The sequence below is a fragment of the Mycobacterium sp. E1386 genome, assembly GCF_001672745.1.
In the GTDB taxonomy this organism is placed as follows: Bacteria; Actinomycetota; Actinomycetes; order Mycobacteriales; family Mycobacteriaceae; genus Mycobacterium.
Map to the genome: position 1 here is coordinate 22,171 of NZ_LZKH01000138.1, position 19,085 is coordinate 41,255.

Sequence of the window (19,085 nt, forward strand, 5' to 3'; positions counted from 1 at the left end):
TGAGGCGTGCACGAAGACTTCGAACGCTGCTACCGCGCCGTCCAGTCCAAGGACGCGCGGTTCGACGGCTGGTTCGTCACGGCGGTGCTGACAACGGGCATCTATTGCCGGCCCAGCTGCCCGGTGCGTCCGCCTTTCGCCCGCAACGTCCGGTTCTATCCGACCGCCGCCGCTGCTCAGCGCGCAGGATTTCGGGCATGTAAGCGGTGCCGTCCCGACGCGTCTCCGGGATCGCCGGAATGGAATGTGCGCGGCGACGTCGTTGCACGAACGATGCGGCTCATCGCCGACGGCACGGTGGACCGCGAAGGTGTCGGCGGGCTGGCGGCCCACCTCGGTTACACCACCCGCCAGTTGGAGCGGCTGTTGCAGGCCGAGGTCGGGGCCGGCCCGCTCGCACTGGCCCGGGCCCAACGGGCGCAGACCGCCCGCCTGCTCGTCGAGACCACGAACCTGCCCTTCGGCGACATCGCGTTCGCGTCCGGCTTTTCGAGCATTCGCCAGTTCAACGACACCGTGCGTGCGGTCTTCGACAACGCGCCGACGGAGCTGCGCCGACGCGCGGCGGATCCTTCGGGTGCCGCGAAGCTCGGAGCGGCGTCGGCGGGGACGGTCAGCCTGCGGTTGCCGGTGCGCACACCATTCGCCTATGAGGGCGTCTTCGGTCATCTCGCCGCCGGCACGGTGCCCGGATGCGAGGAGGTCCGCGATGGTGCGTACCGACGCAGCCTGCGCCTTCCGTTCGGCAGCGGCGTGGCCGCCCTGACACCGGCGGTCGACCATGTCCGCTGTGTGCTCACTCTCGACGACTTCCGTGACCTGACGACTGCGATCGCCCGCTGCCGGCGGCTGCTGGATCTCGACGCCGACCCCGAGGCGGTGGACGGCGCGCTGGCTGGGGACCCGTACCTGGCTCCCGTGGTGGCCAAGGCGCCCGGCCAACGCATTCCGCGCACCGTCGACGAGGCCGAGCTGGCCGTGCGGGCGGTCCTGGGGCAGCAGGTGTCGACAAAGGCGGCCAGAACCCACGCCGGCCGCCTTGTCGCGGCGTACGGGGAGCCGGTCGCCGACCCCGACGGCGGATTGACCCACACCTTCCCGTCAGCGGAGCAGCTGGCCGAGATCGACCCCGTCCACTTGGCGGTCCCCGAAGCCCGGCGACGAACCCTCAACGCACTCGTCGCCCGTCTCGTCGACGGCAGTATCGTCCTGGACAGCGGGAGCGACTGGGAGGCCGCCCGCAGGCAATTGCTGGATGTGCCGGGGGTGGGCCCATGGACCGCAGAGGTGATTGCGATGCGCGGCCTCGGTGACCCCGACGCGTTCCCCGCCACCGACCTCGGCCTTCGCCTGGCCGCCAAGGAGCTGGGCTTACCGAGTGGCGAGCGGGCCCTGGTCGCCCATGGCGTCCAGTGGCGCCCTTGGCGCTCCTACGCAACCCAGTACCTATGGACCACCCTCGAGCATCCGGTTAACCAATGGCCACCACAGGAGGTCGCATGATCGAGTACCGCACCATCGACAGCCCGATCGGGCCGCTGACCCTTGCCGGCCAGGACTCGGTTCTGACCATGCTTCGAATGGTCGACCAGACCTACGAGCCAAGCCGCACCGGCTGGGCCCCGAATCCGGCGGCATTCAACGAGGCTACTGAGCAACTCAACGCATATTTCGAGGGCGAACTCACGGAGTTCGATTTCGAATTCGAGCTGCGCGGCTCCACATTCCAGCGGAGAGTGTGGGAGGCCCTTCGGACTATCCCCTATGGCGAAACGAGATCGTACGGACAAATCGCGGACCAGATCGGCGCTTCCGGTTCCGCACGAGCCGTGGGATTGGCCAATGGCCACAACCCGATTGCGATTGTCATTCCCTGCCACCGCGTTATCGGTGCCAACGGCAGCCTTACCGGCTACGGTGGCGGCCTCGACCGAAAGCGGACGCTGCTCGCATTGGAAAAGAAACGCGCTTCGGTGAATTCGGCTTTGACGCTATTCGATTAGGAACGCGCCGGCGTCAGCGAATGCAAAAACACCCCCGTCGCCGGGGGTGTTTTTGTGTATGTTCGGCGGTGTCCTACTTTTCCACCCGGATGGGCAGTATCATCGGCGCTGACAGGCTTAGCTTCCGGGTTCGGAATGGGACCGGGCGTTTCCCTGTCGCTGTGGCCGCCGTAACTCTATTTAAATTTGGTTTCGGTGGGGGGTGTGGCGTCAGAGCGTCCCGCGACTAATAGTCGCTGGAACTGAAAAGTGGTTGCGATTGTGTATAAGTAAGTTTTCGGCCGGTTAGTGCCAGTTCCCTACACCCATTACTGGGCTTCCAGGTCTGGCCTATCGATCCCGTGGTCTGCGGGGGGCCTTATCCCTCTAAAAGGGTGAGAAACCTGATCTTGGAGAAGGTTTCCCGCTTAGATGCTTTCAGCGGTTATCCTGTCCGAACGTGGCTATCCAGCCGTGCCCCTGGTGGGACAACTGGTATACCAGAGGTTCGTCCGTCCCGGTCCTCTCGTACTAGGGACAGGTTTCCTCAAGTTTCTGACGCGCGCGGCGGATAGAGACCGAACTGTCTCACGACGTTCTAAACCCAGCTCGCGTGCCGCTTTAATGGGCGAACAGCCCAACCCTTGGGACCTGCTCCAGCCCCAGGATGCGACGAGCCGACATCGAGGTGCCAAACCATCCCGTCGATATGGACTCTTGGGGAAGATCAGCCTGTTATCCCCGGGGTACCTTTTATCCGTTGAGCGACACCCCTTCCACTCGGGGGTGCCGGATCACTAGTCCCGACTTTCGTCCCTGCTTGACTTGTAAGTCTCGCAGTCAAGCTCCCTTGTGCACTTACACTCAACACCTGATTGCCGTCCAGGTTGAGGGAACCTTTGGGCGCCTCCGTTACATTTTAGGAGGCAACCGCCCCAGTTAAACTACCCGCCAGGCACTGTCCGTGAACCCGATAAGGGTTCGACGTTAGGTGTCCAATACGATCAGAGTGGTATTTCAACAACGACTCCGCCCCAACTGGCGTTGGGGTTTCACAGTCTCCCACCTATCCTACACAAACCGTACCGAACACCAATACCAAGTTGTAGTGAAGGTCCCGGGGTCTTTTCGTCCTGCCGCGCGTAACGAGCATCTTTACTCGTAGTGCAATTTCGCCGAGTCTATGGTTGAGACAGTTGGGAAGTCGTTACGCCATTCGTGCAGGTCGGAACTTACCCGACAAGGAATTTCGCTACCTTAGGATGGTTATAGTTACCACCGCCGTTTACTGGGGCTTAAATTCTCCGCTTCACCTTACGGTTAACGGGTCCTCTTAACCTTCCAGCACCGGGCAGGCGTCAGTCCGTATACATCGTCTTGCGACTTCGCACGGACCTGTGTTTTTAGTAAACAGTCGCTACCCACTGGTTTCTGCGGCCGAATCCCGCTCCCACCGCAAGGGTGTTCACGGTATTCCGGCCCCCCTTCTCCCGAAGTTACGGGGGCATTTTGCCGAGTTCCTTAACCATAGTTATCTCGTACGCCTTGGTATGCTCTACCTGACCACCTGTGTCGGTTTGGGGTACGGGCCGTGTGTGTGCTCGCTAGAGGCTTTTCTTGGCAGCAGAGGATCACCGAATTCACCTCAATCGGCTATGCATCACCTCTCAGGATTAATGAGCGACGGATTTGCCTATCGCTCTCCCTACAGGTTTGCCCCAGTATTACCACTGACTGGTACGGCTACCTTCCTGCGTCACCCCATTGCTTGACTACTACCAGCGAAGGTCCCACGCAGCCGGCGATCCTCGCACCCCGAAGGGATTGATAGACCACCATTTGGGTGGTTAGTACCGCTGATTCGTCAGGGACGCCCACACACGGGTACGGGAATATCAACCCGTTGTCCATCGACTACGCCTGTCGGCCTCGCCTTAGGTCCCGACTCACCCTGGGCGGACTGGCCTGGCCCAGGAACCCTTGGTCTTACGGCGGGCAAGGTTCTCACTTGCCTTATCGCTACTCATGCCTGCATTCTCACTCCCCCAAACTCCACCACCGGTTACCCGGTAGCTTCGCTGCATGGGGGACGCTCCCCTACCCAACCTTACGGTTGCCGCGGCTTCGGCGGTGTGCTTGAGCCCCGCTACATTATCGGCGCACAATCACTTGACCAGTGAGCTATTACGCACTCTTTCAAGGGTGGCTGCTTCTAAGCCAACCTCCTGGTTGTCTCTGCGACTGCACATCCTTTTCCACTTAGCACACGCTTAGGGGCCTTAGCCGGCGATCTGGGCTGTTTCCCTCTCGACGTACGGAGCTTATCCCCCGCCGTCTCACTGCCACGCTATACACCACGGCATTCGGAGTTTGGCTGACGTCAGTAACCTAGTAGGGCCCATCGGCCATCCAGTAGCTCTACCTCCGTGGTGAAACACGTAACGCTGCACCTAAATGCATTTCGGGGAGAACCAGCTATCACGGAGTTTGATTGGCCTTTCACCCCTACCCACAGCTCATCCCCTCAGTCTTCAACCTAAGTGGGTTCGGGCCTCCACGCGGTCTTACCCGCGCTTCACCCTGGCCATGGGTAGATCACTCCGCTTCGGGTCCAGAACACGCCACTACACCCCAAAGGGGATGCGCCCTATTCAGACTCGCTTTCGCTGCGGCTACCCCGCACGGGTTAACCTCGCGACGTGTCCCTGACTCGCAGGCTCATTCTTCAAAAGGCACGCCATCACCCCACAAGGAGGCTCTGACGGATTGTAGGCACACGGTTTCAGGTACTCTTTCACTCCCCTCCCGGGGTACTTTTCACCATTCCCTCACGGTACTAATCCGCTATCGGTCATCGAGAAGTATTTAGGCTTACCGGGTGGTCCCGGCAGATTCACAGCAGATTCCACGGGCCCGCTGCTACTCGGGAGTTGATACAAGGTAGGTGCCGGGTTTTCGCGTACCGGGCTTTCACCGTCTACGGCGGGCCGTCCCAGGCCACTTCCGCTAACCACGACACTTTATGACTACCCCTCAGCCAGGTAGAGCTGAGACATATCAATCCCACTACCCCGCACACACAACCCCTACCCGGTTACACATGCGTGCGGTTTAGCCTGTTCCGCGTTCGCTCGCCACTACTAACGGAATCACAATTGTTTTCTTCTCCTACGGGTACTGAGATGTTTCACTTCCCCGCGTTACCTCCCGCACCCTATATATTCAGATGCGGGTAACACGACATCACTCGTGCTGGGTTTCCCCATTCGGAAATCCTCGGATCAAAGCTCGGTTGACAGCTCCCCGAGGCATATCGCAGCCTCCCACGTCCTTCATCGGCTCTCGATGCCAAGGCATCCACCATGCGCCCTTAAACACTTACATACACACAAAAACCAAAGAAGAAATTACACATTTCAACGAATACGCGACCGTTGCCGGCAACGCATCCGTTTAGATGCTCGCAACCACTATCCAATACTCAAACACCACACCCCACCACCAAGATGGAGGGACACCACACGGACTGGCCGAGTGTTGTCTCAGGGCCCAATAGTGTGTCTGGCAATCATTTGCTGTTGTGCACCCGGCCCTCATCCACTACAGATGAGAACCCCGCACGGCTTACACCCCACCAATTGGGGTGTTTTTCGTGGTGCTCCTTAGAAAGGAGGTGATCCAGCCGCACCTTCCGGTACGGCTACCTTGTTACGACTTCGTCCCAATCGCCGATCCCACCTTCGACAGCTCCCTCCCAAAGGGTTAGGCCACTGGCTTCGGGTGTTACCGACTTTCATGACGTGACGGGCGGTGTGTACAAGGCCCGGGAACGTATTCACCGCAGCGTTGCTGATCTGCGATTACTAGCGACTCCGACTTCACGGGGTCGAGTTGCAGACCCCGATCCGAACTGAGACCGGCTTTAAAAGGATTCGCTTAACCTTACGGCATCGCAGCCCTTTGTACCGGCCATTGTAGCATGTGTGAAGCCCTGGACATAAGGGGCATGATGACTTGACGTCATCCCCACCTTCCTCCGAGTTGACCCCGGCAGTCTCTCACGAGTCCCCGGCATTACCCGCTGGCAACATGAGACAAGGGTTGCGCTCGTTGCGGGACTTAACCCAACATCTCACGACACGAGCTGACGACAGCCATGCACCACCTGCACACAGGCCACAAGGGAACGCCTATCTCTAGACGCGTCCTGTGCATGTCAAACCCAGGTAAGGTTCTTCGCGTTGCATCGAATTAATCCACATGCTCCGCCGCTTGTGCGGGCCCCCGTCAATTCCTTTGAGTTTTAGCCTTGCGGCCGTACTCCCCAGGCGGGGTACTTAATGCGTTAGCTACGGCACGGATCCCAAGGAAGGAAACCCACACCTAGTACCCACCGTTTACGGCGTGGACTACCAGGGTATCTAATCCTGTTCGCTCCCCACGCTTTCGCTCCTCAGCGTCAGTTACTGCCCAGAGACCCGCCTTCGCCACCGGTGTTCCTCCTGATATCTGCGCATTCCACCGCTACACCAGGAATTCCAGTCTCCCCTGCAGTACTCTAGTCTGCCCGTATCGCCCGCACGCTCACAGTTAAGCCGTGAGATTTCACGAACAACGCGACAAACCACCTACGAGCTCTTTACGCCCAGTAATTCCGGACAACGCTCGCACCCTACGTATTACCGCGGCTGCTGGCACGTAGTTGGCCGGTGCTTCTTCTCCACCTACCGTCAACTCACGAAGTGAGCCTTCGTCGATGGTGAAAGAGGTTTACAACCCGAAGGCCGTCATCCCCCACGCGGCGTCGCTGCATCAGGCTTGCGCCCATTGTGCAATATTCCCCACTGCTGCCTCCCGTAGGAGTCTGGGCCGTATCTCAGTCCCAGTGTGGCCGGACACCCTCTCAGGCCGGCTACCCGTCGTCGCCTTGGTAGGCCATCACCCCACCAACAAGCTGATAGGCCGCGGGCCCATCCCACACCGCAAAAGCTTTCCACCACAAGGCATGCGCCAAGTGGTCCTATCCGGTATTAGACCCAGTTTCCCAGGCTTATCCCGAAGTGCAGGGCAGATTGCCCACGTGTTACTCACCCGTTCGCCACTCGAGTACCCCCGAAGGGGCCTTTCCGTTCGACTTGCATGTGTTAAGCACGCCGCCAGCGTTCGTCCTGAGCCAGGATCAAACTCTCCAAACAAAATCTCCTCGCAGAACGAGGTGAATTTCAAATCAGAGAAAATCTGACCTAACAAAAAGACACCAAATAACTGGCATCAAAAATTGCCATACCCACACACGGGGAGTGCTAGGTATGGCCAAAAACAACAACAAATAAAAAGACCAAACACACTATTGAGTTCTCAAACAACACTTGTTTCGCCCGTTTTGGGGCAACCCTGCCAGCTTAATACAAGTCCGGCAGTGGAGTCAACTCCCAGTTTTGGTCTTCTAGAGACCGTTTCGGGAGCAGCCGTGCCAGGCTAGTACCAATCCAGCGAGGGAGTCAAGCGCCCGGGGTGTCGACCGCCTGGTGTGGCGACCGGCCCTGCGGGGCACTGACTTTGGTTACTCTACCCGCTCGATCTCCGCTCCCAAAATCGCCAGGTTTTCGACGAACAAGGGGTAGCCGCGATCGATGTGGAAGACGTCGTGGACCTCGGTGTCACCGTCCGCGACGAGCCCCGCCAGCACCAGGCCGGCGCCGGCCCGAATGTCCGAACACCACACCGGGGCGCTCGATAATTGCGGCAGTCCACGTACGACGGCATGGTGACCGTCCGTGCGGGCGTCGGCGCCCAACCGGATCATTTCTTCGACGAAGCGGAAGCGCGCCTCGAAAACGTTTTCCGTGATCATCGACGTGCCGTCGGCGATGGACGCCAGGGCGATCGCCATCGGCTGCAGGTCGGTCGGGAACCCGGGGAACGGCAGCGTCGCGACGTTGACGGCTTTGGGGCGTTCGTACTGCGTGATCCGGAAGCTGTCGTCCGTTTGGGTCACCGTCGCGCCGGCGTCGTGCAGTTTATGCAGCACCACCTGGAGGTGGGCCGGGTCGACGCCCGTCACCGAAATGTCGCCTCGGGTCATTGCGGCCGCGATGCCCCACGTGGCGGCGACGATGCGGTCCCCGATCACGCGGTGCTCGGTCGGGTGTAGCCGGGGAACGCCGGTGATGGTCATGGTCGGCGAACCCGCACCTTCGACCTGCGCGCCCATTTGATTCAACATGGTGCACAGGTCCACGACATCGGGCTCGCGCGCCGCATTGTGGATCGTGGTTACGCCCTCGGCCAAGACGGCGGCCATCAGGATGTTCTCGGTGGCTCCCACCGACGGGAACTCCAGCTGAATCTCCGCACCGCGCAACGTGTCGGCTTGGGCGACGACGCAGCCGTGCTCGATGTTGCATTGCGCGCCCAGTTGGCGCAGGCCCGACTGGTGCATGTCGAGCGGACGAGACCCGATCGCGTCACCGCCCGGCAGCGCAACCCTGGCCCGCTTGCACCGGCCGACCAGCGGACCCAGCACGCAGACCGATGCGCGGAACTGGCGCACCGCGGCGAAATCGGCGTCGTATTTCGGCTCGTCGGGCGAGGTGATGCGGGCGACGTCGCCGTCGAGCTCGACGGTGGCACCGAGCCCACGCAACACCTCGGCCATCAAAGGCACATCGAGGATGTCGGGGCAGTTGGTGATGGTGCTGGTGCCTTCGGCCAGCAGGGTCGCGGCCATCAGCTTGAGCACACTGTTTTTGGCGCCGCCCACTGCGACTTCGCCGGACAACCGGTTGCCGCCGGTCACCACGAATCGCTCAGCCACCCGCGTCAGTCTAGTGAAGCGGTATCGGCTTGTCAGTCAGCCCAGCTCGGCGACGATGCGCTCCGTGCGGCGGAGTGAACAGGAGACGGGCAATCGAGCCGAGCCTCCATGCCTACCCCGGGCGCAGTACCGTTTTGCTCATGGCGATACACCTGACCCGCATCTATACGCGAACCGGTGACGACGGCACGACGGGATTGAGTGACTTCTCGCGGGTCTCCAAGAACGACCCTCGCCTGGTCGCGTACGCCGATTGCGACGAGGCCAACTCGGCGATCGGCGTCGCGATCGCGATGGGGCAGCCCGACGAGGAAATCGCGGGCGTGCTGCGGCAGATCCAGAACGATCTGTTCGACGCCGGCGCTGACCTGTCGACCCCGGTGGTGGAAAACCCCGAATATCCCCCGCTGCGAATCACCCAGCCCTACATCGATCGACTGGAGGGCTGGTGTGACAAATATAACGAGCACCTGGCCACGCTGAATTCCTTTGTGCTGCCGGGCGGTTCGCCGTTGTCGGCAATGTTGCACGTCGCCCGCACCATCGTCCGTCGAGCGGAGCGCTCGGCGTGGGCGGCGATCGATGCCACGCCGCAGCAGATCAACGTGCTTCCGGCGAAATACCTGAACCGCCTCTCGGATCTGCTTTTCATCCTGGCGCGCGCGGCAAACCCCGACGGCGACGTGTTGTGGAAGCCCGGCGGAGGCAGACCGAGCGCGGGTTAGCCTGCGGCGCAGGGCTTAAACGCTGCGGCGACGAGCGCGTGGTGACGGACGGGACTCCAGCCAGGACAGGAAGGCCGTCAAAGCGCCCTTGTCCAGCGCGATCTCGTAACCGGTCCTGCGGTCCTGGGTCGTATCGCGCAGCTCCACCACGACGATCTCGTCGGTCATGATGTCGAATTCGTCGCCGCGCGGCGCACGCCGGGCGACGATCTCCACTCCCCTGCGGCTGATTCGACGGTCCGGCCATAATCGCAGGCTGGACAGTCGGTAGAACGCCGCCTCGCCGCCGCGGTACCGAATCACGCCGTGACGCCAGCCGTGACCTCCGACCGCGGGGATGTCCCGCATGATTCCCGCCGTGCCGCCCTGGCGCAGCTTCCACAACCGATAGCTCAGCGCGACGACCGCGCCCGCCAAGACGACAACGAGCGCGACCATGCTGATCATGGGCGCGCTCACTGTCTTCTCCGAGGCGGCTAGTCGATTGCGCCGACGGCGCGTAACCTGCCGCGCCCCCGCGCCGCGATGCGCGGGTCGTCGGACTCGGATTCCTCCCTGGCGGCGCTTTCGTCGATCTCGGATTCGAAGGCGGCAGACTCGGCCAGGACCGTCACCGTCTCCTCGGTGACCGACAGAAACCCACCTTCGATGGCGACCCGCAGATCGTCTTCGCCTTCGCGCTCGACGCGCACCATCGCATCGTCGACCAACTGGGCGACAACCGGGATATGCCTGGGCAGAATGCCGATTTCACCGACGGTGGTGCGGGTGAACAGAAACGTTGCCTCGCCCGACCATATCTTCCGGTCGACCGCGACTATCTCAACGTTCAATTCAGCCATGCCACAGAGCCTTTCAGAGCCGATTCACTCACGCCTCAGGAATCCAACTTGGCGCCGAAGCCTTCGGCCTTCTTGGCCAAGTCGTCGAGGCCGCCGATCAAGAAGAACGCCTGCTCCGGTATGTGGTCGAAGTCGCCCTTGGTCAGACGGTCGAACGCCTCGATGGTCTCCTTCAGCGGCACCGTCGAACCCGGCTGACCCGTGAACTGCTCGGCCGCCATCATGTTCTGCGAGAGGAACCGCTCGATGCGTCGTGCGCGCTGAACGAGCTGCTTGTCTTCTTCCGACAGCTCGTCGATACCGAGGATGGCGATGATGTCCTGGAGGTCCTTGTACCGCTGCAGGATTCGGATGACCTCCTGCGCCACCCGGTAGTGCTCGTCACCGACGACGCTCGGGTCCAGGATGGTCGAGCTCGATGCCAGCGGGTCCACCGCGGGGAAAATTCCCTTGGAGAACACCGAGCGCGACAGCTCGGTCGTCGCGTCCAGGTGAGCGAACGTCGTCGCCGGCGCGGGGTCGGTGTAGTCGTCGGCGGGCACGTAGACCGCCTGCATCGACGTGATCGAGCGGCCGCGCGTCGACGTGATGCGCTCCTGCAGCTCGCCCATCTCGTCGGCCAGCGTCGGCTGGTAACCCACGGCCGACGGCATGCGGCCGAGCAGTGTCGACACCTCGGAACCCGCCTGGGTGAAGCGGAAGATGTTGTCGATGAACAGCAGCACGTCCTGGCCGGCCTCGTCGCGGAACCACTCCGCCATCGTCAGCGCCGACAGCGCCACCCGCATACGGGTGCCGGGCGGCTCGTCCATCTGACCGAACACCAGCGCGGTGTCTTTGAGCACGTCGGCTTCTTTGAGCTCGACCCAGAGGTCGTTGCCCTCGCGGGTGCGCTCGCCCACGCCGGCGAAAACCGAAGTACCACCGAAGTTTCGGGCGATACGGTTGATCATCTCCTGGATGAGCACCGTCTTGCCCACGCCGGCACCGCCGAACAGCGCGATCTTGCCACCGCGCACGTACGGGGTGAGCAGGTCGACGACCTTGAGACCGGTTTCGAGCATCTCGGTGCGGGGCTCGAGCTCTTCGAACGCCGGGGGCTTGCGGTGGATCGACCAGTGCTCGAAGTCCTCGCCGTAGCCCGGCTTGTCCAGACAGTCTCCGAGCGCGTTGAAGACGTGACCCTTCACCTCTTGGCCGACCGGTACCGAGATCGGCTTGCCGCTGTCGGTCACCTCGACGCCGCGGACCAGGCCGTCGGTGGGCTGCAACGAAATGGTGCGAACCAGGTTGTCGCCGAGGTGCTGTGCGACCTCCAGCGTGAGGGTCTTCTTGAGTTCCTCGAACGTGATCTCGGCGTTGAGCGCGTTGAACAGTTCAGGAACGGATCCACGCGGGAACTCGACGTCGACCACGGGCCCGGTGATTCGTACCACGCGGCCGCTGGTCTCGGAGTTGGTGGACTTATCGGTCTTTTCTGTTGCTTCGGTAGTAGCAGCCATGTTTTTTCTTCTTCCTCGTGTGCTACTTGGCGTCGGCGAGTGCGTTTGCACCGCCGACGATTTCGCTGATCTCTTGGGTGATCTGAGCCTGCCGCTCGCGGTTCGCCATCAGCGTCAGCTCTTTGATCAGGTCGTCCGCGTTGTCGGTTGCCGACTTCATCGCTCGTTGGCGCGACGCGAGCTCCGATGCCGCCGATTCGAGTAGCGCGGCGTAGACGCGGGTCGTCACATACCGCGGCAGCAACGACTCGAAAAGCGTTGTCGCGTCTGGCTCGAACGAATACAGCGTATGAAGTTCCTCGGTGTCCTCGACATATTCCACGACCAGCGGGGCGATGCGGTGGGCCACCGCTGCCTGCGACATCATCGACTTGAACTCCGAGTAGACGATGTGCAGTTCGTCCACGCCTTGGTCGTCCGATGACTCGTCGTCGCCCGCACCCTTCATGAACGTCTCGACGAGAGTCGAAGCGATCTCCGCGGCGTTTTCGTAGCTGGGCTGCTCGGAGAAGCCCGTCCACGATTCGGTGATGTCCCAGTTGCGGAACTTGAAGTAGTTCAGCGCCTTCCGGCCGACCGTGTACACGACCGGCGTCTTGCCTTCCTCCCTCAGCAGCGAGAACAACTCCTCGGCCCGGCGGAAGATGCTGGAGTTGTACGCCCCGCACAATCCGCGGTCGGAGGACACCACCAGAACGCCGGCCCGCTTGGGTTCTTCTCTCTCGACCAGCAGAGGGTGATCGAGGGCGGCTTCGGACGACAGCGTGGTCAACATCGCGGTGATCTGAAACGCATAGGGCCTAGCGGCTTCCAGCCGAGCCTGCGCCTTACCGATGCGCGATGTCGCGATCATCTCCTGGGCCTTGGTGATCTTTTTGATCGACCCTGCCGAACGAATTCGACCGCGTAGTTCGCGAAGTGTTGCAGCCATTGTTAGCTACTTCTTGTCCTTACCGCTCTTGGAGTCCTTCTTGTCCTTCGGCTTCTCCTTCTTGACCTGGACCGACTCCTTTTCGAGATCCTCCTCGTCCAAAGGCTCGACGTGCTCGTCGGGCACCACCGATCCACCGCCGGTGGCAGCGAAGCCCTTCTTGAAGTTGTTGATGATCTCGGTCAGCTGGTTCTCGCCCTCTTCGGAGAGCTTTCCGCTGTCGCGGACACCGGCCAGGAACTTCTCTTCCGACGCCCGCATGTGGTCCAGCAACTCGGTTTCGAAGCGCCTGACGTCTTCCACCGGCACGGAGTCCAGGTGACCGCCGGTGCCCAGGAAGATCGAAACCACCTGCTCCTCAACCGGCATGGGCTGGTATTGCGGTTGCTTGAGCAGCTCAACCAGCCGTTCACCGCGCTCCAGCTGCGCCTTGGACGTCGCGTCCAGGTCCGAAGCGAAGGCCGCGAACGACTCGAGTTCGCGGTACTGCGACAGGTCCAGACGCAGCGACCCGGCCACCTCTTTCATGGCCTTGATCTGCGCCGCACCGCCCACGCGGGACACCGACACACCAACGTTGATGGCCGGCCGGACACCCTGGTTGAACAGGTCGGACTCCAGGAAGCACTGGCCGTCGGTGATCGAGATGACGTTGGTCGGGATGTAGGCCGAGATGTCGTTCGCCTTGGTCTCGATGATCGGCAGACCGGTCAGCGAGCCACCCCCGAGGTCGTCGGAGAGCTTCGCGCAGCGTTCCAACAGCCGCGAGTGCAAGTAGAACACGTCACCGGGGTAGGCCTCGCGACCCGGCGGGCGGCGCAGCAGCAGCGAGATCGCGCGGTACGCCTCGGCCTGCTTGCTCAGGTCGTCGAAGACGATCAGCACATGCTTGCCGTCGTACATCCAGTGCTGGGCGATCGCCGAACCCGTGTACGGCGCAAGCCATTTGAAGCCGGCGGAGTCGGAAGCCGGGGCAGCGACGATGGTGGTGTAGTCCATCGCGCCACCCTCTTCGAGCGCCCGACGGACCGAGGCGATCGTGGTGCCCTTCTGGCCGATCGCCACATAGACGCAGCGGACCTGCTTCTTCTCGTCGCCGCTTTCCCAGTTCTCCCGCTGGTTGAGGATGGTGTCGACGCAGACGGCGGTCTTGCCGGTCTTGCGGTCGCCGATGATCAGCTGCCGCTGACCGCGACCGATCGGGGTCATCGCGTCGATGGCCTTGATGCCGGTCTGCAGCGGCTCGCTCACGCTCTGCCGCTGCACCACGGACGGCGCCTGGATCTCCAGCGCGCGGCGCGTGTCGGTGTCGATGTCTCCCCGGCCGTCGATGGGGTGGCCGAGCGGGTTGACGACGCGGCCCAGGAACGCGTCGCCGACGGGGACGGACAGGACCTCGCCGGTGCGCTTGACCTGTTGGCCCTCTTCGATTTTCTCGAAGTCACCCAGGATCACCGCACCGACGCTGTGCTCGTCGAGGTTCAATGCGACGCCCAGGACCCCGCCCGGGAACTCGAGCAGCTCCTGGGTCATGACGGAGGGCAGGCCTTCGACGTGCGCGATGCCGTCCCCGGCCTCGACGACGGTACCGACCTCTTCGCGGGAGGTGTCGGAGGTGAAAGAGCCTACATACTCCTCGATGGCGCTCTGGATGTCATCAGCGGAGATTGTCAACTCGGCCATGGCTTTTCGTCTTCCTACTTGATCTTCGTTCGCGTGTGGTTGTGGTAGGTGGTTGGTGTCAGTCCGGCAGTTGCGCCTTCGCTGCGGCGAGGCGAGAAGCGAGTGTCCCGTCAATCACTTCGTCTGCCACGGAGATGAGCAGACCGCCGAGCAGTTCGTCGGAGACCTGCAGCTGCACCGTCACCGGATGGCCGTAGATACGGCCGAGCACGTCGGTGAGGCGAGATCGTTGGGCGTCGCTGAGGTCGGCCGCCGCACTGACCCGCGCGACGATCTCGCCGCGGCGCGCCACCGCGACTTTCGCCAGGAACTGGAAGGCCTCCTCGGCGGACTCGCCCCTGAGCAGTTGGACGGTTTGGGTCAGCAGCGCCACGACGATCGGGTCGACCCGGGCGCTGGCACTGTCAAGAACCTTGCGAAGCAGGTCGATTCGGCCTTCCACCGGAACGCCGTAGTCGCCCAACAGGATCCCGAGCCGGGGCTGTGCGTCCAGGATGCGGGAGAACCGGAACAACTGGTCTTCCACGTCGTCGACCTTGTCCTCGCGTTCGGCGACCTCGAGCAAGGCCTGGCGCGAGATGTGCTCGATCGCGTCGCCCAAATCGGAGTTGGCCGACCAACGCTCCGAGACGGCCATCCGCAGAACGTCGAGCGTGGCATCGGCGACCTTGCCCGAGACCAGCCGCTCGATCAGCCGGATCCGGGGCGCCGCATCCTCGGCGGGCACGGTCAGGTACCGGGTGACAACGATCTCCCGGTCCAGCATTTCGGCGACCGAAACCAGCTCGGCGGACAGGCTGGAAAGCGCCTTATTGTCAAGGTTTTTGGCTATGTCGCTGAACCGCTCCGCCAGGCTGGCAACCGCCACCCGACTGGCGGAGCGCATCTTCGCCAGCAGCGGGTATTGGACCTCCGCGGGTGCCGGGGCCATCGCTTCGAGGTCGTCCAGGAAGCGATCGACGGTACCCGCTTGTTGCGCGGGGTCGGCGACGTAGTTACGCACCAGCTCGCCCGCCTGACGCACCGCCTCGTGACCGAGCTCCAGGCGAAGCTGGCGGCTCAGCTGGGTGCGCAGCAGGTCGGCCTGGCGGGCACCCTGCGCGGTGATGCGTTCGGACTCGACGCCGGCCTGGGTCCGGAACTGTTCGGCGATGCGGCCGGCGTCCGTCTCGGCTTCTTCGACGAGCCGCTCGGCTTCGGTCTTGGCGGATTCCACCGCGTTGCTGTGGGCCGTGGTCGACTCGCTCAACCGATCTGCCGCTGCCGCAGAGTCTTTCAGCTGTTGGCGCACGGTCTCTTGGCGGGCGGCCATCAGACGACGTACCGGCGGCACGACGTAACGCATGACCAAAAGCACGATGGCCGCGAAACCGATCAACTGCCCGATGAATGTCGACATACGCGATTACCGTCCAGATTTCCCGGTTGCCGATGTTGCCGCGGTGGCCGGGGCCACCTCGACGCCGAGGATCCGGCTGGCCAGCGTCGCCGACATGGCCGCCACGTTGGCGCGCAGATCCAGCTCCACGGCGTCTCTCTCCCGCTTGAGTTGCTCGGAGGCCATTTGCAACGTCGACATCACCTGTTGCTCGGCACTGGCGCGCGCGTCTTCGACCACCTTACGGCCCTCGGCGCGGGCATTGTCGCGCAGCGACGACGCCTTGACCCGCGCCTCCGTCAGGGCCTCTTCGTAGTCGGCCTTGGCGGCGTCGAACTGCTCGGCCGCCTTCTTGTTGTCGGCGGCCGTCTTGGCAACCATGGCGTCGCGTTCGCGCAACACCCGCATGACCGGCGGCACGACGAAGGTGCCGATGACGGCCAGCACAATCAAGAAGATGGCCAGCACGAAGAAGAAGGTGCCGTTGGGAACGAGGAAGTTGTTGCCTCCCTCTGCCACAACCTGGCTGGATGCCAGAACGCTCAGACTCGCGTCACCCATCACAGCGAACTAGGTGCCGACGGGTGTGGCGAAGACGAACAGCGCCATGAACGCCAGGTTGATGAAGTAGGCCGCCTCGACCAGACCGACGGTGATGAAGAACGGCGTGAACAGCCGGCCTTGCGCCTCGGGTTGCCGGGCGATGCCGGAGACCAGCGCGTTACCGGCGATACCGTCACCGATACCGGCGCCGATCGCGCCACCGCCCATGATGAGTCCACCGCCGATGAGCGCAGCGGCAGCGACTTGGGGGTCCAGAGCCATTCTTATCCTCCTTGATAGCTGGTAGCGGTCTACCAGGCCTCTGTAATGGTGTGTGGGACAAAGCGATTCATGGTGGACTCAGTCATGATGTTCCTCGATCTCCATGGCTTGGCTGAAGTAGAGGATGGTCAAGATCGAGAAGATGAACGCCTGGATCGCCCCGACGAACAGGTCGAAGGCCTTCCAGATCGCGTTGGGCGCCCACATGATGTACGGCGGGAAGAGCGCGATCAGCGCGACCAGGATGCCGCCGGCGAAGATGTTGCCGAAAAGTCGGAGCGACAACGAGATCGGCTTGGCGAGCTCTTCGACGAGGTTGATCGGGGCCAGGAACGCCACGTGACCCTTGAGCACGGCGAGCGGGTGGCCGACGATGCCGCGGCGCCAGATGCCCGCCACGTGATAGCAGACGAACACGAAGAGGGCCAGCGCCAGAACGTAGTTGATGTCCGCGGCCGCCGACTTCAGCAGTTCGGTGGTGTGCCCGGACTTGTCGGTGTACTGCAGCGGGAGCACCGACAGCCAGTTGGAGATCAGGATGAACACGAAGATGGTGACGGCCAGCGGCAACACGAACGGCGCGATCCGCATCCCGACCGCACTCTCGATCTGATCGCGCATCTGGACGGTGATGGCCTCCCAGAACAGCTGCACACCGCTGGGGACCCCGGTGGAGGTGATCTTCGCCCGCAGGAAGAAGGCGAGCGCCAGCACGATCACCGCGGCGATCGCGGTCGACAGGATGGTGTCGGTGTTGACCGTAAGCCCGAGCCATTTGGCCTGGTTGTGCTCACCAACTTCGATCGCGGCGGCCAGGAACGTCGTCTCAGTCATCGCTGCTGCCTCTTCCTTCCGTTCCTTCCGCTCCCGCCGTCAAGCCGCCTCCGTCCGCGGGATGGGCGTCCGCCCAGTCACCGGCACGCAGCTTCTTCCAGACCGGAAGCGCCGTCGATGCCACTAACAAGACCTGGAAAAGCGCCAGCCCGAACACGACACCCAGGCCGGCGGGCCGAAAAATGTAGGCGATGATCAGCCCGATGATCGTGATGATGGCAAGCCGGGTGGCAGAATTGAGTGCCATCGTGCTTTTCAGCGGGTGCTCTTTCGCGGTGATCGACGCGACCGAACGGCGCACCAGAAGGGCGTTGAGCAAACCGAGCAGCAGCCCGACGCCGAAGAAGACACCGACCATCAGGTGACCGGTCAGGCCGGCGACGACGACTGCCACCGCAGTGACCGCAATGCTGAGGACGAACAGGCGGACCGGGCGGAAGGCAACAGAGGGAAACACCAACGGCGCGTCCTGCGCTGGTGTCGTCACTGCAGCACCTCAATCCCAAGTTGGTGAAGCGGGAGTCCCCCGACCGACTGATCGGTGGCCCGCCGAGCGTATCGCACGTCACAGTGGAATCACCCAAGGGGTATCTCCCGACGTGAATCCCCAGCCGACCCAATCGGATCTGCGTCCGATGGACCGGCATTCTGTGCGGCTTTTTGGGGTTCTACCTGCACCGTACCATATGGAGAAGGCCACTACTACTAGCTGTCGTAGTCCTCGTCTGCGTACTCGTCCCGACGGCGCAGGAGCGGGATCGCCGTCGCGATGCCGGCGACCACGATCGCGCCCAGCATCACCGCGGCGGTATCGCGGGGATTGAAGAAGATCGTGCTGGCGGCGCCGAACGCGACGATGCCGACCCAGAGGTAGATCAGCAACACCACCCGGCGGTGCGAATGGCCGATCTGCAGCAACCGGTGGTGCAGGTGCATCTTGTCGGGGCTGAACGCGCTGCGGCCCGCGCGGGTGCGGCGCACGATCGCCAGCAGCAAATCGAGCATCGGCACGAACATGACGGCGACCACCAGCAGGAACGGCGACAGCAGCGCGAACACGTCGCGCGCACCGTAGGCGTTTTGCGAGACGGGGCCGGCGGCGGTGGTGGAGGCCGCGGCGAGCATCAAGCCGATCAGCATCGACCCCGAGTCGCCCATGAAGATCTTGGCGCGGTGGAAGTTGTGCGGCAGGAAGCCCAGACAAGCCCCCGCGAGCACGACGGAGATCACGGCGGGCGGATAGAAGAGGACATCGCCGCCATGATCACGCAGCAGGCCGACCGAGAACATGCAGATCGCCAGCGCGGTGATCAGTCCGAGCCCCGCGGCCAGTCCGTCGAGTCCGTCGACGAAGTTCATCGCGTTGACGATGGACACCGTGAGCGCCAGCGTGAGCAGGATCGACGAGGCTTGGTCCAGCACGATGGTGCCGACACCGCCGATCGGGATGTAGAGGACGCTCCAGGCCACGCCCATGGTGACCAGCACGCTGGCCGCGGTGATCTGGCCGGCGAACTTCGTCAGGGCGTCGAGCCCCCAACGATCGTCGATGAGGCCGATGCCCAT

Annotated in this window: 15 protein-coding genes and 3 rRNA genes; 3 read left to right on the forward strand and 15 right to left on the reverse strand. The window is 62.7% G+C overall.

Annotation, left to right across the window (positions count from 1 at the left end):
• The first annotated feature begins 6 nt into the window (after positions 1–6).
• Positions 7–1,503, forward strand: coding sequence for a DNA-3-methyladenine glycosylase 2 family protein (locus A5709_RS14480; RefSeq protein WP_068120457.1), 1,497 nt, complete (start codon positions 7–9; stop codon positions 1,501–1,503).
• Positions 1,500–2,003 carry a methylated-DNA--[protein]-cysteine S-methyltransferase gene (locus A5709_RS14485; protein WP_067951015.1) on the forward strand — a complete coding sequence of 168 codons (504 nt, stop codon included), beginning with the start codon at positions 1,500–1,502 and terminating at the stop codon, positions 2,001–2,003. Before A5709_RS14480 ends, A5709_RS14485 begins: the two co-directional genes overlap by 4 nt.
• 60 nt (positions 2,004–2,063) lie before the next feature.
• Here the strand turns inward: A5709_RS14485 and rrf are convergent.
• From rrf to murA, 4 genes are all read right to left on the reverse strand, one after another.
• Positions 2,064–2,176, reverse strand: a 5S ribosomal RNA gene (rrf, locus tag A5709_RS14490).
• Positions 2,177–2,268: 92 nt separating this feature from the next.
• Positions 2,269–5,366: ribosomal RNA gene (locus A5709_RS14495) — 23S ribosomal RNA — on the reverse strand.
• 282 nt (positions 5,367–5,648) lie between these two features.
• Positions 5,649–7,177: ribosomal RNA gene (locus tag A5709_RS14500) — 16S ribosomal RNA — on the reverse strand.
• The 16S, 23S and 5S rRNA genes sit together here, the layout of an rRNA operon.
• Positions 7,178–7,545: 368 nt before the next feature.
• Positions 7,546–8,799: a UDP-N-acetylglucosamine 1-carboxyvinyltransferase gene (murA, locus tag A5709_RS14505; RefSeq protein ID WP_067951017.1), complete on the reverse strand. Its 1,254-nt coding sequence runs from the start codon at positions 8,797–8,799 to the stop codon at positions 7,546–7,548.
• Between the two features lie 140 nt (positions 8,800–8,939).
• Between murA and A5709_RS14510 the strand changes: the two genes are divergently transcribed.
• Positions 8,940–9,524, forward strand: a complete 585-nt coding sequence (locus A5709_RS14510) for a cob(I)yrinic acid a,c-diamide adenosyltransferase (protein WP_068120459.1) — start codon at positions 8,940–8,942, stop codon at positions 9,522–9,524.
• Positions 9,525–9,539: 15 nt separating this feature from the next.
• On the opposite strand, the gene A5709_RS14515 is transcribed toward A5709_RS14510, so the two are convergent.
• From A5709_RS14515 to A5709_RS14565, 11 genes are all read right to left on the reverse strand, one after another.
• Entirely contained in the window at positions 9,540–9,983 is a 444-nt protein-coding gene (locus A5709_RS14515; RefSeq protein WP_082953607.1) for a DUF2550 domain-containing protein, read from the reverse strand.
• A 17-nt stretch (positions 9,984–10,000) separates the two neighbouring features.
• Entirely contained in the window at positions 10,001–10,366 is a 366-nt protein-coding gene (locus tag A5709_RS14520) for a F0F1 ATP synthase subunit epsilon (protein WP_067951021.1), read from the reverse strand.
• Between the two features lie 35 nt (positions 10,367–10,401).
• A complete protein-coding gene (atpD, locus tag A5709_RS14525) occupies positions 10,402–11,868 on the reverse strand; it encodes a F0F1 ATP synthase subunit beta (protein WP_067951023.1) in 1,467 nt (488 codons plus the stop codon).
• Positions 11,869–11,890: 22 nt separating this feature from the next.
• Positions 11,891–12,799 (reverse strand): F0F1 ATP synthase subunit gamma, encoded by a 909-nt coding sequence (locus A5709_RS14530; protein WP_067951025.1) that lies wholly within the window; start codon positions 12,797–12,799, stop codon positions 11,891–11,893.
• A gap of 6 nt (positions 12,800–12,805) precedes the next feature.
• On the reverse strand, positions 12,806–14,482 hold the full coding sequence (gene atpA, locus A5709_RS14535; protein ID WP_068012684.1) for a F0F1 ATP synthase subunit alpha: 1,677 nt from the start codon (positions 14,480–14,482) through the stop codon (positions 12,806–12,808).
• Between the two features lie 58 nt (positions 14,483–14,540).
• The gene (locus tag A5709_RS14540) at positions 14,541–15,881 is read right to left on the reverse strand and encodes a F0F1 ATP synthase subunit B/delta (RefSeq protein ID WP_068120461.1); all 1,341 of its coding nucleotides are present in this window, start codon (positions 15,879–15,881) and stop codon (positions 14,541–14,543) included.
• A gap of 6 nt (positions 15,882–15,887) precedes the next feature.
• The gene (locus A5709_RS14545) at positions 15,888–16,421 is read right to left on the reverse strand and encodes a F0F1 ATP synthase subunit B (protein ID WP_067951029.1); all 534 of its coding nucleotides are present in this window, start codon (positions 16,419–16,421) and stop codon (positions 15,888–15,890) included.
• Between the two features lie 9 nt (positions 16,422–16,430).
• Entirely contained in the window at positions 16,431–16,679 is a 249-nt protein-coding gene (locus A5709_RS14550) for a F0F1 ATP synthase subunit C (protein WP_024636915.1), read from the reverse strand.
• 84 nt (positions 16,680–16,763) lie between these two features.
• Complete coding sequence (atpB, locus tag A5709_RS14555; RefSeq protein WP_067281249.1) at positions 16,764–17,519, reverse strand: F0F1 ATP synthase subunit A; 756 nt, start codon at positions 17,517–17,519, stop codon at positions 16,764–16,766.
• Positions 17,512–18,006 (reverse strand): ATP synthase subunit I, encoded by a 495-nt coding sequence (locus A5709_RS14560; RefSeq protein WP_067951031.1) that lies wholly within the window; start codon positions 18,004–18,006, stop codon positions 17,512–17,514. Before A5709_RS14560 ends, atpB begins: the two co-directional genes overlap by 8 nt.
• Positions 18,007–18,224: 218 nt before the next feature.
• Positions 18,225–19,085: MraY family glycosyltransferase (locus A5709_RS14565; RefSeq protein WP_068120463.1), on the reverse strand; the 861-nt coding region annotated here is incomplete at its 5' end.